This is a genomic window from Corynebacterium belfantii, assembly GCF_041898185.1.
Lineage (GTDB): Bacteria > Actinomycetota > Actinomycetes > Mycobacteriales > Mycobacteriaceae > Corynebacterium > Corynebacterium belfantii.
The window spans coordinates 2,164,308-2,178,151 of record NZ_CP157823.1 but is presented as its reverse complement, the minus strand read 5'-3'; the positions used below and the strand labels follow the sequence as shown (position 1 = coordinate 2,178,151).

At 54.4% G+C, this 13,844-nt stretch carries 12 protein-coding genes, 1 tRNA gene, 1 rRNA gene and 1 pseudogene; 10 read left to right on the top strand and 5 right to left on the bottom strand.

Translation table 11 applies throughout. The features are described 5' to 3' along the window. Window positions 1–131: 131 nt before the first annotated feature. From rrf to ABMV07_RS10860, 3 genes are all read left to right on the top strand, one after another. Window positions 132–248 (top strand): 5S ribosomal RNA (gene rrf, locus ABMV07_RS10870). A gap of 506 nt (window positions 249–754) precedes the next feature. After that, window positions 755–1,504 carry an ABC transporter ATP-binding protein gene (locus ABMV07_RS10865; RefSeq protein WP_088267956.1) on the top strand — a complete coding sequence of 250 codons (750 nt, stop codon included), beginning with the start codon at window positions 755–757 and terminating at the stop codon, window positions 1,502–1,504. Next, entirely contained in the window at window positions 1,505–4,069 is a 2,565-nt protein-coding gene (locus tag ABMV07_RS10860) for an ABC transporter permease (protein ID WP_196978045.1), read from the top strand. It begins immediately after the preceding gene. Here the strand turns inward: ABMV07_RS10860 and ABMV07_RS10855 are convergent. Both ABMV07_RS10855 and ABMV07_RS10850 read right to left on the bottom strand, forming a co-directional pair. Further along, complete coding sequence (locus tag ABMV07_RS10855) at window positions 4,066–4,380, bottom strand: CrcB family protein (RefSeq protein ID WP_197689886.1); 315 nt, start codon at window positions 4,378–4,380, stop codon at window positions 4,066–4,068. The genes ABMV07_RS10860 and ABMV07_RS10855 overlap by 4 nt on opposite strands. Beyond that, the gene (locus ABMV07_RS10850) at window positions 4,377–4,664 is read right to left on the bottom strand and encodes a fluoride efflux transporter family protein (RefSeq protein ID WP_374064605.1); all 288 of its coding nucleotides are present in this window, start codon (window positions 4,662–4,664) and stop codon (window positions 4,377–4,379) included. The genes ABMV07_RS10855 and ABMV07_RS10850 overlap by 4 nt, the downstream gene beginning before the upstream one ends. Window positions 4,665–4,728: 64 nt before the next feature. Between ABMV07_RS10850 and pgm the strand changes: the two genes are divergently transcribed. The 6 genes and pseudogenes from pgm to ABMV07_RS10820 all read left to right on the top strand — a co-directional run bounded on the left by pgm (window position 4,729) and on the right by ABMV07_RS10820 (window position 10,015). Beyond that, window positions 4,729–6,366: a phosphoglucomutase (alpha-D-glucose-1,6-bisphosphate-dependent) gene (pgm, locus tag ABMV07_RS10845; protein ID WP_374064604.1), complete on the top strand. Its 1,638-nt coding sequence runs from the start codon at window positions 4,729–4,731 to the stop codon at window positions 6,364–6,366. Window positions 6,367–6,404: 38 nt separating this feature from the next. Then, window positions 6,405–6,857, top strand: a complete 453-nt coding sequence (locus tag ABMV07_RS10840; RefSeq protein WP_374065025.1) for a MauE/DoxX family redox-associated membrane protein — start codon at window positions 6,405–6,407, stop codon at window positions 6,855–6,857. A gap of 49 nt (window positions 6,858–6,906) precedes the next feature. Then, the gene (locus ABMV07_RS10835) at window positions 6,907–7,641 is read left to right on the top strand and encodes a DsbA family protein (RefSeq protein ID WP_003852718.1); all 735 of its coding nucleotides are present in this window, start codon (window positions 6,907–6,909) and stop codon (window positions 7,639–7,641) included. Between the two features lie 87 nt (window positions 7,642–7,728). Next, window positions 7,729–7,801, top strand: a tRNA-Ala gene (locus ABMV07_RS10830). A 482-nt stretch (window positions 7,802–8,283) separates the two neighbouring features. Then, window positions 8,284–9,505, top strand: a pseudogene (locus ABMV07_RS10825) (IS30 family transposase). Between the two features lie 72 nt (window positions 9,506–9,577). Continuing rightward, complete coding sequence (locus ABMV07_RS10820) at window positions 9,578–10,015, top strand: pyridoxamine 5'-phosphate oxidase family protein (RefSeq protein WP_088268082.1); 438 nt, start codon at window positions 9,578–9,580, stop codon at window positions 10,013–10,015. Here ABMV07_RS10820 and nadE read toward each other — a convergent pair. Continuing rightward, complete coding sequence (gene nadE / locus ABMV07_RS10815; RefSeq protein ID WP_197690320.1) at window positions 10,012–10,845, bottom strand: ammonia-dependent NAD(+) synthetase; 834 nt, start codon at window positions 10,843–10,845, stop codon at window positions 10,012–10,014. The two genes, ABMV07_RS10820 and nadE, sit on opposite strands and share 4 nt — an antisense overlap. A gap of 153 nt (window positions 10,846–10,998) precedes the next feature. Between nadE and ykgO the strand changes: the two genes are divergently transcribed. After that, window positions 10,999–11,121, top strand: coding sequence for a type B 50S ribosomal protein L36 (ykgO, locus tag ABMV07_RS10810; RefSeq protein WP_003852698.1), 123 nt, complete (start codon window positions 10,999–11,001; stop codon window positions 11,119–11,121). 82 nt (window positions 11,122–11,203) lie between these two features. Here the strand turns inward: ykgO and ABMV07_RS10805 are convergent, their stop codons facing one another. Together ABMV07_RS10805 and ABMV07_RS10800 are read right to left on the bottom strand one after the other, a co-directional pair. Continuing rightward, the gene (locus ABMV07_RS10805; RefSeq protein ID WP_197690321.1) at window positions 11,204–12,730 is read right to left on the bottom strand and encodes a phytoene desaturase; all 1,527 of its coding nucleotides are present in this window, start codon (window positions 12,728–12,730) and stop codon (window positions 11,204–11,206) included. Next, window positions 12,723–13,595, bottom strand: coding sequence for a phytoene/squalene synthase family protein (locus ABMV07_RS10800; RefSeq protein ID WP_088268085.1), 873 nt, complete (start codon window positions 13,593–13,595; stop codon window positions 12,723–12,725). The genes ABMV07_RS10805 and ABMV07_RS10800 overlap by 8 nt, the downstream gene beginning before the upstream one ends. Window positions 13,596–13,844: the final 249 nt, after the last annotated feature.

Genomic DNA, 13,844 nt, shown 5'->3' with positions numbered 1-13,844 from the left:
ATAAAGCATTATGGACATCTCACCCCTTTTTTTTGTGTGGGTGATGGTTTGAATGAATAAAAGTGTTGCTTGCGTCTGCTGTGCAGTGTCTGGCATGGCATGCCTGTCGCCGTGGGTGGTTGGTTGTGTGTGTTGGTGGTTATTGTGTCGGGGGTACGCCCGGTCCCTTTCCGAACCCGGAAGCTAAGCCCGATTGCGCTGATGGTACTGCACCTGGGAGGGTGTGGGAGAGTAGGTCGCTGCCAACCTAAAACTTAAAAAATAATATGGGGTTGTGGTGGCGTGAAACATTATGTGTGTTTCACACCACCACAACCCCCCTTTTTTTGCCCACGCTAAGGGGGGGGCGGGTTGGTGTTTGTCGTGTTCTCGTGTTCGTGACTACGTAAATCCATGCTCGGGGGCTTGGGTGTGGGTTTGGGGTGTTGGGGTTTTCGTGATCACGGATTCGTGGACGTGGATTCGACAACACGAGAACACGAACAGGGCCATGATCCCGCGATCCTGCACCCCTGCTAGCGGATTACTGTACCGGTGAACAAGCGGGGCCGGCCGGTGAGCGGATCAATAAACCCCAGCATCGACAACTCAAGCTCAGTACTTGGCGTCGATAAGCGTTATTGGTTTTGGAATGGGTTGATTGTTGAGTGCTGTGTTTATGCAAAGATCCTGTTTTTCGTGTTGAATGGTACAAGTAACGCGCCGCTCACCACTATCTTTGGTGCGGCTTTCCTAGTTTTCTGATTGGAAATGTATGACTGAGAACGGCCATTCGCTACCAGCTGCTCGAGCTAAGGGCCTTGTGAAAACCTACGGCCAAGGTGAGGCTCGCGTCGTGGCCTTGGATTCTATTGATGTGGAGTTTGCAGCTCATCAATTTACTGCCATTATGGGCCCTTCTGGTTCTGGTAAATCGACTCTAATGCACTGTATGGCGGGTTTGGATTCGATCTCCAGCGGTAGCACCTTTATTGGCGATACTGATCTTTCGTTGCTTAAGGATAAGGAGATGACGGCTCTTCGCCGTGATCGTCTTGGCTTTATTTTCCAGTCATTTAACTTGGTGCCTACTCTTACTGCGGCGGAAAATATTACGTTGCCGCGTGATATTGCGGGTAAGTCGGTCAATAAGGAGTGGTTTGATGAGGTCACGTCGCGCCTCGGTTTGACGGAACGTCTGAGCCACCGTCCTTCTGAGTTATCTGGTGGTCAGCAGCAGCGTGTGGCGTGTGCTCGTGCGTTGGTTGCGCAGCCGGAGATCATTTTTGGTGATGAGCCTACGGGTAATTTGGATTCGAATTCTTCGGCTGAGGTTTTGTCGATTCTTCGTACTGCGGTTGATCAGGATGATCAGACTGTGGTGATTGTGACCCATGATCCTCGTGCGGCATCGTATGCGGATCGTGTGGTGTTCTTGGCCGATGGTCGTATTGTCAAGGAGCTTATGCACCCGTCGGCTGAGGAAATTTTGTCCACGATGGCAACCATTGAGGAGCTTGCATAGATGGGTTCGCATAGTACATCTACTGGCTCTAAGAACGCGATGTTGCGTTTGAGTCTGCGTTCGGTTGCGGCGCATAAGGTTCGTCTTGCGCTGACCATTTTGGCGGTTGTGTTGGGCACGGCGTTTGTGTCGGGTTCGTTTATGTTCACGCAGTCGTTGAGCAATACGTTTGATTCGGCGATTGATGATCAGTTGGCGAATGTCGACGTTGTGATGAGTGGTGAGAAGGCACCTATGCCTCGCGGGCTTATCGACGAACTCCGCAAGGATAAAGATCATGTTGCGGCTGTCGCGGTTCAGGGTGCTACATCTGCGATCCTAGCTACTGAGGATCGCAAGGCTATTCAGACTGGTGCGACTTCTCCTACGATCGGTATTTTTTACGGTGAGGGCAGTGCAGCGACCACGCAGGAAAAGATCACCTCGGGTAAGGAACCTCATGAGGATAATGAGGTGCTGGCACCGGAGAGCGCTGGTGAACTTGGTATTAAAGAAGGCTCCACAGTGGTGGTCGTCGATGAGGCCGGCCAGCGTGAAGTAAAGGTTGTGGGTACGTATTCCACGGAGGCTACTACTCATCCTGGTGTGAACCTGTTGATGGGGGAGAAGGCCTTTTTGGATCGTTACCAGCCGGAGTTTATTGGCAGCATTTTTGTGAAGAAGGCTGATGGGTCTTCTGAGGATGTTGTTCAGTATCTGAAGGGCAAGTACCCAGATTTCAAGGTGGATACGGGTGCGTCGTTGGCTGAGGAGCTGACCAAGACGATTAAGAAGGCGTTGAGCTTTGTTAATTACTTCTTGGTTGCTTTTGGTTTGATTGCACTGCTGGTGGGCACCTTCATCATTGCTAATACTTTCTCGATGATTGTGGCGCAGCGTCTCAAGGAATTTGCGCTTATGCGTGCGCTGGGTGTTTCGCGTAAGCAGTTGACGCGGTCTGTGGTTCTCGAGGCCGTGATTGTGGGCATTATCGGTTCGGCAGTCGGTGTTGTTGCTGGCGCTGGTCTGGTTAAAGTCATTCAGTTTGCAATGAAGCAATTCGGGATGGAGATTCCGAATGCGGGACTGGGGCTTTCTGCGCAGTCGATTTTGGTGCCGCTGGCGCTTGGTACCGTCGTCACGATTATTAGTGCGTGGACTCCTGCTCGTCGTGCGGGTGCGGTTCGTCCTGTGGAAGCCATGCGTTCGACGGAAAGCTCGGCGGAAACTTCGCTTAAGGCGCGTACCATCGCTGGCGCTGTGGTGTTCTTGATTGGTTGTGCTGCAGCTGCGCTGGGTGCCTTTAGTGATGGTCCTGAGACGAAGACTCGTGCCATTTTGGTTGGAATAGGTGCGCTGTTTGTGATCGTGGGTGTGTTCTTGGCATCTCCTGCGATCTCTATTCCGGTCGTTGGTGGCCTGGGACGTATCGTTGGTGCACCGTTTAAGGCGGTGGGCAAGCTTGCGGCGACGAACTCGCGTCGTAACCCACGTCGTACGGCCACTACGGCATTTGCATTGACTCTGGGCATTGCGCTGGTCACTAGCATTGGTATGTTGTCGGCGACGATGAAGTCCAGCATTAGCGGATTGATCGATAGTGAGGTCAAGGCTGAGTTCATTTTGTCGGGCCCGACCAATGGTCGATTCCCTGTTCCTGCCGAGGCAGAAAAGAAGCTGAAGGACACCAAGGGTGTTGGGACAGTTACTGCGTTGGAGGCTGCACCTGTTGCTATTGGTGAGGTGCCTCCGAATGCGCCGGAGCAGATGTTTAGTAGCCGCTTGATGTCGGGCAACATTAATACGGTTGTTAGTGCGGAGGAGCCGCAGGGTGATTTCAATTTGGATCAGCCGAACGTGATCGTCGCAAAACAGAGCTACTTGGATGAAAAGAAACTCAAGATCGGCGATACGGTTCCGGTGATTGATTCCAACCACAATGAAATTGCTAAGGCGAAAGTTGTGGGAAGCTTCAAAGAGAGCAAGGTTTTGGGCAATGTGATTTTGTCGGCCAAGACTTTGGAGAACACCGGGGTGCAAAAGACCACGAACTCACTGTTTGTTAACGGTGACGGTTCTTTGAAGCCTGATGAGTTGAAGCAGGAGATCGAGAAGGCCGTTGAGGATTTCTTGGTTGTTCGGGTTCAGACCGCCAAGGAGTTTGCTGGTGAGCAGGCATCTACGATTTCGCAGATGATGAATATCTTGTATGCGTTGCTCGGATTAGCAGTCATTGTTGCCGTGATTGGCATTATTAATACTTTGGCGCTCAATGTGATTGAGCGTCGCCAAGAGATTGGTATGTTGCGTGCTGTGGGTACGCAGCGTGGTCAAATTCGAACGATGATCTCTATCGAGTCGGTTCAGATTGCCCTCTATGGTGCCGTAATGGGCATTGTTGTTGGCTTGGGTCTGGGCTGGTCGTTCCTCAAGGTCTTGTCTAGCCAAGGCCTAGAAAACGTCAGTGTTCCGTGGTCGCAGATGGTGTGGCTCCTCGTGGGCTCTGCCGTTGTTGGTGTGATCGCCGCAGTGTGGCCGGCACGCCGTGCTGCCAAGACACCACCGCTGGACGCGATCGCTGATTAGATCTGAAGTCCACACCATACGGCCACCATTCCTCCGAGGATGGTGGCCGTTGTGTATCCCAACAGCATCGTCCAAAGTCGTTGCCGTATGAGCGTGCCGAGTTCCTTGGCAAGCGTGGACCAGGTGGACAATGCTCCAGCGAAACCGGTGCCCACGGCTGCCATAACGAGGGGGGAAGCATCTCTTACCGCTGCTAGGACTACACATGCGGCCATGTTTGCGATGAAAGTTCCCACGTAGGGGCCGTTCTTGGATAATAGGAAACGCAGCATGCTGCCGAGTGCTGCCGCTAAGAATAGGGCAGGAATCATGCGGCAAACCGATCTCCGAGTAGCCATGCCGCAACGCAGCCGATGACTGTAACCGCAGCGTACAGGTAGGCTCCGTCGAACATGAGCAGCGCGAAGGCGGAGAAGCTGGTAAACCCGCCGAGGAATCCCGTTCTCCAGAACACGTTGGGGCGAAGCCAGCCCATGAGGAAGGATCCGAGAAGGTTGATGCCTAGCAGCGCGAGGGGTGCATCGATAAGCAGGCTGAGCTGATAGCGAGAGATTGCTCCTAAACCGGCACCGAGTCCTACTAAAACGCACTGCATGGGCTGTGATTTTACTACGATGGTAGGCGTTAAGACTTTCGACTATGCGTTGCAGGAGCACTTCATGGCACACGAACGAGCAGGTCAACTTGCGCAGCCCCAGGATCTCATTGACATCGCTGAGGTGGTTACCGCCTATTACACGCGGACCCCAGACGCGGATAACCCAGATCAGCAGGTAGCTTTTGGTACGTCGGGTCACCGCGGTTCTTCGCTGGACACAGCCTTCAATGAGAATCACATTCTTGCTATCACTCAAGCGATCGTGGAGTACCGCGCGCAGCATCACATTGGTGGTCCGATCTTTATTGGCCGCGATACCCATGCACTGAGCGAGCCCGCGATGATTTCTGCCCTCGAGGTGCTGTTGGCCCATGGTATCGAGGTGCTTGTCGACGACCGCGGCCGCTACACCCCAACACCAGCTGTCTCTCACGCAATCTTGACGTACAACGCACAGCGCAGTGATGTTTCACAGTATGCCGATGGCATTGTGATTACGCCTTCGCACAATCCGCCTCGTGATGGTGGCTTTAAGTACAACCCACCCAACGGCGGACCTGCAGATACCGACGCCACCGATTGGATTGCAGATCGTGCCAACACTTTGCTGCGTGAGGGGCTTGTTTCTGTGAAGCGCACCTCGGTTGCAGGTGTGCTCGACCCACGTGCGCATCTTCACAACTACATGGAGAATTACATTGCTGACCTGCCCAACGTGGTGGACATCGATGCGATTCGGAATTCGGGATTGGCTATTGGTGCCGATCCTATGGGTGGCGCTTCGGTGGACTATTGGGGTGCGATTGCAGAGAAGCATTCGCTTAACCTCACCGTGGTCAATCCGCTTGTCGACGCCACCTGGCGTTTCATGACCCTCGATACCGATGGCAAGATCCGCATGGACTGCTCGTCGCCAGACTCGATGGCCTCGCTGGTGCATAACCGCACGAAATATGACATCGCTACGGGTAACGACGCCGATGCTGATCGCCACGGCATTGTCACACCTGATGCGGGACTGATGAACCCTAACCATTACCTCGCCGTGGCCATCGATTACTTGTTCTCGCACCGTCCGCAGTGGAATTCTTCCACAGCAGTGGGCAAGACCTTGGTCAGTTCCTCGATGATTGACCGCGTGGTGGCCGATCTTGGTCGCAAGCTGGTGGAGGTGCCTGTGGGCTTTAAGTGGTTCGTTCCAGGGCTTGTCGACGGCTCCGTGGGGTTCGGTGGCGAGGAATCCGCTGGTGCATCCTTCCTTCGACACAATGGCACCGTGTGGTCGACTGACAAAGACGGCATTATTTTGGATCTGCTTGCCTCGGAAATCACGGCAGTGACTGGGAAGACTCCGTCGCAACGCTATGGAGAGCTTGCTGCCCGCTTTGGTTCCCCTGCCTATGCGCGCACTGATGCCCCTGCTACCCGTGAGCAAAAAGCGGTGCTCAAGAAGCTCTCGCCTGAGCAGGTTACGGCCACCGAACTTGCTGGTGAGGCGATTACTGCTAAGCTCACTACTGCTCCTGGCAACGGCGCTGCTATCGGCGGACTGAAGGTGACCACTGAAAATGCGTGGTTTGCTGCGCGCCCATCCGGAACTGAGGATAAGTACAAGATTTACGCGGAGTCCTTCCTTGGAGCGGACCACCTCGCGATGGTACAGCGTGAAGCACAGAATCTCGTTTCTGATGTTTTGTGATTAGACTGGCCAAGGTGACTGAAACTTCAAAGAAGCGAGTGTCTTTACACCTTGTGCTTGACTGCATAAGCGCCTTCGCGCGGTTCTTCATGGCATATATTTGGCTCGCCGCCGGTATATCTAAGCTCAACAATCGCATGGAAACAGCCCAATCGATTAAGGCCTATGAAATCTTCACAGATACTTGGTCGAATGGGCTGGCCAGCGTGATTGGCCCCCTAGAAATCGCTGGTGGCGTGCTGCTCCTGTTCGGTATTTTCCTGCGCAAGGCAAATTGGTTCTCGGTCACGGTCCTTGTCTTGTTCATCGCTGGTATCGCACAGGCCTGGGCACGCAACCTTGGTATCGACTGCGGCTGCTTCGGTCCGCAGGGGCTAGGGGAAAACACCGCGCGTGACTACGCATTGATTATTCTTCGTGACATTTTCTTTATTGCGCTGTCGTTGTGGACTGTCTATCGTCCATATAAGAAATTTGCGCTCTACGCATAATTGTTCTGTAGCATGAGCTGCGATAAATAAACCAACCCAAGGTGAAAACGTGAGTAAAAACGCTGGTTCTAGGAAAATTCAGAACCCAACCGAAAAATCCAATGGATTTCTATGGGCTCTTCTGGCACTACTCGTCGTGGTTGTTGCCGTTGTGGCCTATGTTGTTGTGCAGGGCAAAGCACACCAAGCTAACAAATACGCTGACTATGACAAAGAATCTGTCAGCTTTACTGGTAGTGTGACCGACTCTGCCATTGTTCTCAAAGCGGATAACGCTAAGAAGGACGCGAAGAAGATCGACTTCTACGAGGACTTCTCGTGCCCACATTGCGCCGAGCTTGGCGAGGTCACCGATGGGCCAATGAAAAAAGCCATCGAGAATGGTGACATCGTAGTCAACCTCCGCATTTTGAACTTCCTTGATCGCGATGGCGATGACGGCAACTCCACCAAGGCTGGTGCCGCCGCCCTCGCCGTGGCACAAAGCGGTGACTGGGAAACCTACTGGAACTACCGTGCTTTGCTCATGAAGGAGCAAAAGACCATCTACGGCCAGTGGGGTGATAACGACTTCGCTGACGTTGCCAAGAGCCTTGGTGCATCTGATGAGGTAACTCAGAAGATCCGCGAGGGCGGTGCCAAGGAGGACTTCCGTAAGTTCGCCGAGGCTAACTCCAAGAAGCTGGAGAAGGACGGCGGCAGCGTTTCCTCGCCACGCGTCTTTATCGACGGCAAGGAAGTAGAAAAGGGAATCGAAACCTGGGTTGAGCAAGCAACCTCTTAAAAACCGCCCGTGATGTGCTGATTTTGTCCATCATGCTGTGCTGCAGTAATATCAAACGCGAACAAAGATCTTTGATCTTAGTTTGTCGGGGCTATGGCGCAGCTGGTAGCGCATCACACTGGCAGTGTGGGGGTCACGGGTTCGAATCCCGTTAGCTCCACCGGCTACCCCCAGCTAGAAATGACTCTAGCTGGGGGGTTCTTTCTGTTTTGTGCCCCACGGCGGATTCTAGGGGTTGTGGAAACACCTGACCTTGATTGGTGGTGTTTGTGGTGTCGAGTCGTTGGGATCCTTCACCGGATGTGGTAGAGCAGCTGTGTTACTTGGTTTCAGGCGGTCGTAGTGTTCCTAGTGCGGCGTTGGAACTGGGACTTAGCTTGAGTATTGCGTATCGGCTGGCTTGTGAGTGTCAACTTCCTGTGGCGTGTTCAGACGTCGACTTCTGCTTCGGTGACAAAAAGCATTGAAACGCTATGAAAGCAGGGTGTAAAGCCGTCAGATATTTCAACGCGGCTTAATGTAGGAACCAGCGTTGTGTACCGCATTGGTATTGAGCTTGGCTTGTGGCAGCGCAATCCGCATGGCCGTCGAGCTAGTGCCACGTCGCGTCGGTGCGAGTATTTGATGCTGCGTTTTGGTGCGATGAGCCGAAAAGACGTTGCAAAAGCCGTCGGTATTAATCCGCGCGAGGCTTTGGACATCGATAAAGGAGTAACCAAGCTCAATGGTGTCGGGCGTGTGCCGTGTGTTTCCGATGGGCCAGACACTGAGCTTTATAAAAGACTGATGCAGGTTGTGTCTTATGTTGACGGCCGTCAAGCAGTGCTTGTCGAAGTTATCCCACAGCACGCGATAGCCAAACGCATTAGTCCTCGATAATTTATCCGTCGAGGAACGTGAACTTATCGCCGATTTGAACCGTCAAGGCCTAGGTGTGCGTGCTATTGCCCGGCATGTGGGTCGTTCACCGGGAACAATAAGCAAGGAAATGACACGCAACCGTGATGAATTTGGGTTGTATCTGCCGCATGCAGCTCATCGGAGGTCCGTGCTGCGTAGATTCCGGTCTAAGCCACGCAAACTGGACACATATGCAGCATTGCGTGATGCGGTGTGGGCGATGTTGAAGAAGTGGTATTCACCGGTGCAGTTTTCCTAAAGGTTGCGTCTAAACGTCCCTGACGATGACACTGTGAGGGTGTGTCCTGAAACTATCTATATGTCGTTGTTCTTCCAAGCTAAAGGCGAGTTGAAGAAAGAAATCGCTGCATGTCTGCGCCAAGGTCGTGCTGTGGAAAAGCCACGCAACCAGCGTATTGCCCGCCAGCGTTTTAGCGATCCCATGGTGATGGTTTCCGAACGGCCAGCAACGGTTAACGACCGCGCTGTTCTAGGTCATTGGGAAGGCGACCTCATTTTGGGCAAGGGAAACAAATCAGCTATCGGCACGCTTGTGGAACGCAGCACCAGATACGTCATGCTGCTGCAGCTGTCCAACGGGCATGGTGTTGTAGAAGTGCGCGACGCGCTCGTCGAGACTATCCAATAGTTACCAGCACACCTGTGTGGTTCGCTGACGTGGGATCAAGGAAGTGACATGGCCGGTCATAAATCATTTACCATTGCCATCGAGTGTCTGGTGTACTTCTGTGATCCAGGGTCACCTTGGCAGCGAGGAAGTAACGAAAACATCAACGGACTTCTGCGTCAGTATTTCTCCAAAGGTACTGATCTATTCGTCCATACCAAAGAAGACCTCGAGTTCGTTGCTATGCAACTTAACGACAGACCGCGCGCAACCCTTGGCTTTGTCAAACCAGCCGAAAAAATGGCTGAACTGCTAGACTATGCCACCGAAATCTAGAATCGTGTTTCCACAACCACTAGAATCCGCCCCATATGGGGTAAATGTCACACAGTGACGTAGATCCTTGCCATGATGGGGATTATGAGCGATCCAATTACCATTCTTGATTCATCTGATTCGTTGTCTCGACTGTCGTCGGAGTCAGTGGGCCGTCTTGTTGTGCACCGCAAGGATGATCTCGATATTTTCCCCGTAAATTTTGTGCTTGATAATTCTGCTGAGCAGCCTCGGGTGTATTTCCGCACGGCTGAAGGTACCAAGCTTTTTAGTGTGAACCTCAATTCTGATGTGTTGTTTGAGGTGGATCGCTTTGATGATGCAGAGGGCTGGTCGGTGGTCCTTAAGGGTAATGCGCATGTGGTTCGCGATACTGAAGAGGCTCGGCATGCGGATACGCTCGGCCTGAAACCATGGCTGCCGACGTTAAAGTACAATTTTGTGCGTATCGACGTCCGTGAGGTGTCTGGCCGAGCGTTCGTATTTGGGGAGGAACCAGAGCGCTACTAGTTCCACCAGGTGTCATCGGGTTCGACGGGGAGGTGGCGTTTGTGTTCGCCGATTTTCCAGAGGTACTCGATGCGCTGTTGTGCCTCGCGTGAGACTTCTCCATGTCCCTCGATGTAGGTGTCGATTTCTCGGTAGGTTACGCCGAGTGCTTCTTCGTCGGGAAGCGCTGGGCGATCCTCTTCGAGGTCGGCGGTGGGGACTTTTTTCCATGTGGATGGTGGTGCGCCGAGGTGTTCTAGGAGGGCGGCGCCTTGGCGTTTAGATAGCCCTGCAAGCGGGAGGATGTCGGCGCCGCCGTCGCCGAACTTTGTAAAGAATCCGGTGACGTTTTCTGCTGCGTGGTCGGTGCCGATCACGAGTAGTTTCTTTTCGCCGGCGAGTGCGTATTGGACGATCATGCGTTGGCGGGCTTTGATGTTGCCTTTATTGAAGTCTCCTACGTATTGAAGCCCCAATGCTTGGGCGGTGGCGCGGGCGGCTGCGTCGGTTGCCTCTTTAATGTTGATGACCACGCTGTGGTCGGGCTGGATAAATTCTAGGGCGATGCGGGCGTCGTCCTCATCGGCTTGTACGCCGTAGGGGAGGCGGATTGCCCAGAATTCGGCGAGGTAGCCGGCTTCTCGTAGCTGTTCTACTGCGAGTTGTGCGAGGCGGCCTGCGAGGGTGGAATCTTGTCCGCCGGAGATCCCTAGCGCGAAACCTTTGGTGCCAGAGTGCTTGATGTAACGGGTGAGAAAGTCGACGCGGTTGCGGATTTCCGTTGCGGGGTCGATCGTGGGTTTTGTGCCTAGTCGGCGGATGATGTCGTTGCGTGTTGGGGAAGTAGTCATGGTGTAATTTTATGCACCAAGCGGCACGGTTTGGCATTTGTTCGTGCTATGGGATAATATTGTCCCTCGTGTCATGGCAGACTTTGTCGGAGTCTCGCCGTCGTAAACTGTAAAGCCCGTTCAAGGCTTTCGTGGAGAAGAAAGGAGCGCCCGATGAAGGTCCGTAAGTCCCTTCGGTCGCTGAAGAACAAGCCGGGCGCTCAGGTTGTGCGTCGTCGTGGCAAGGTCTATGTGATCAACAAGAAAGACCCGCGTTTCAAGGCTCGTCAAGGCTAATTCGTGTTATAACTTCAAAGACCGTCACCTTTCAGTGGCGGTCTTTTTTGGTTATTTCTGCAGTTATTTTTGCAATAGGATCCTATTCCTCTTTGATTCGCGTGATCACGTTTTCTGCGGAGATTAGGCACATGGGCACTCCAACACCAGGCACGGTGGTACCTCCGGCGTAGTAGAGGCCTTTGACTTTCGACGACATGTTTTTCCCGCGGAAGAAGGCGGATTGCATCAAGGTATGTGCTGGTCCGATGGCTCCGCTGGACCATGCGTGGTAGCGCTCGGAAAAGTCGGCAGGGCCTAGTGTTTTGGTGACCACGATGCGCTCGGCGAGGTCGCTGATACCGGTCCATGTGGCGATCTGTGCGATTGTTGCGCGGGTGATTTCTTCGACTCGCGGAGAGGCGGTGCGGTGGTAAGTGTTGCCGTGGCCGAGGGCGTCGTTGGCGGGGACGGGCACGAGGATGAAGAGGTTTTCGTGTCCTTCGGGGGCTGCGTCGCTGTCGGTTGCTGAGGTTCTAGAGATGTAGATGGATTGTGATGCGTCGAGTGGGCGGGAGGGGTGTGGCCCGGAATAGACGGCAGCGAAATCGGGGTCCCAGTCTTTGCTGAAGAGCAGATTGTGGTGGGCGAGTTCGGGTAGTGGGCCGCGCACTCCTAGCATGATGAGTACGGTTCCAAGGCCTGGGTTGCGTTTGCTCCAGTAGTTTTCGGGGTAGCTGCGCAGGTGGGGTGGCAGCAGCCGAGTTTCGGTGTGGTGGAGGTCTGCGGCGGAGACGACCACATCGGCATCGAAGGAGGAGGTTCCGTGGGGGCCGGCTGCGGTGATGCCGCAGGCGCGACCGGATTCGATGGTGATGTCGGTGACTTCGTGTTCGTAGTAGAACTCCACGCCGGCTTCGCGGTCGATTTTTTCGATGGCGGACATGATAGCGGCGAATCCGCCGCGGGGGTAGCGTACGCCTTCGACAAGGTCGGTGTGGCTCATGAGTGAGTAGAGCGCGGGCGCTTGGCTGGGCTGAGTGGATAGAAAGACTGCGGGGTAGCTCAGTATTTGTCGCAGAATAGGGTGTGGGAATCGGTTGCGTACCCACGTATCAAGTGAGCTGCTTAAGAGCCGCGCAAGGTAGGGGAGGCGGCGAAGGATGTCGGCGTGCAGGAAGTCGCGGGGGCTGCTAAAGGTGGTGTAGAGGAAGTGCCGCAGAGAGAGGTAGTACACGTCGGTGGCGTTGCGGAGGTAGCGTCGTACTTTTTTGCCGGCGCCGGGGTCGAGGGCGTCGAAAAGCGTTGCGACGTTTCCCACGCCGCTGTCCACGTCGAGTGCTGGTGAACCTTCGGGGAAGAGCCGGTAGGCAGGGTGGAGCTCGACAAGCTCGTAGGCCTGTTCGGAGGTGGTGCCCATGAGCTCAAAGAAGCGGTCGTAAGCTTCGGGCATGAGATACCACGAGGGGCCGGTGTCCCAGCGAAAGCCGCTGTCGGTGAGTTGGCCGGCGCGGCCGCCAGGGGCGTCGAGTTTTTCAAAGACGCGCACGTGGTAGTCCTCGCGTGCCAGGAGTCCGGCGGTGGCAAGACCTGCAACACCGGCGCCAATAACAATCGCGTGTTTAGCCATGTAATGCCCTCCAAGGGGCTCGGGTGATGATGGCAATTTTTTGGGCTTTGGGGATACGGATCCGAGTGTGTGTGACTTCGACTGCGGAGGACTCGTGGATGCGGTCGGTCAGCGCTGTGAAGAGGTCTGCGGCTGCTTGGACGCCGACGCGGGCGTCGAAAGGCAGGAGTGGGATGCAGCAGTAGGCGGCGGCAAGGTCGGTGCGGATGTCGGCGACGAGGAGGGCCTTAGTGGCGTCGGTAAGCTCGCCGGTTAGTTGTGGGAAGTAGTTGCGTCCGAGGACGTGGGTGTCTTCTTCAATGTCGCGCAGGAAGTTGATTTTTTGAAAGGCGGAGCCGAGGCTACGCGCGCCGTGTTCCATCATGGTGCGCTCATGCGGGCGGGGATATTGTTCTGCGAGGAAAGCGTCCAAGCACATAAGGCCTATGACCTCGGCGGAACCGTAGACGTATTCGTTAAATTCGGCGGCCTCGTAGTTATATTTGTGCAGGTCGTTGCGCATGGAGGTGAAAAATGCCTGCACGTGTTCAGTTTTAAATTTGCAGCGCCGAGCGCTTAGCGCCCAGGCGTGGAGGATGGGGTCAGCGTGGAATCGCTGCGTGGGGGCGGCGAGTACGGCTGCCTCGTAATCGTCGAGGAGCTGGGAGACGGCGTTGGGCTCAAGGCCTGCCATCTGTGCTGTGCCGTCGACGATTTCGTCTGCGATGCGCACCATGGCGTAGAGGTTGCTGATGTCCGTGCGGATGCGACCACGCAGGAGTTTTGTGGCTAGGCCGAAGCTGGTGGAGTAGCAGGAGATGATTTCGTGTGCTGCTTTGCATGCTGCCGTGTCGTAGTGCGAGAGGAATGTTAGCCGGTGATCCACGTGTCCTGATCCTATCAGCAACGCCAATATAACAATCTGATAACGCACGTGCTGGGCGGATGCTGATGGTTTTCTAGCGAGCTGGGGTTATGCGAAACGGGCAATTTTGGTTGCCGCTGGGCCCTACCGCAACATGTAGGGGTCCGGTGGGCATGGTTGCTGGAGGTTTACCGAACGGGGATACTAGATGTTGTGCCGGTTGCGGAAAAGTACCACAAAGTATAGTGTCTTTTCATGTCGCCGAGAACA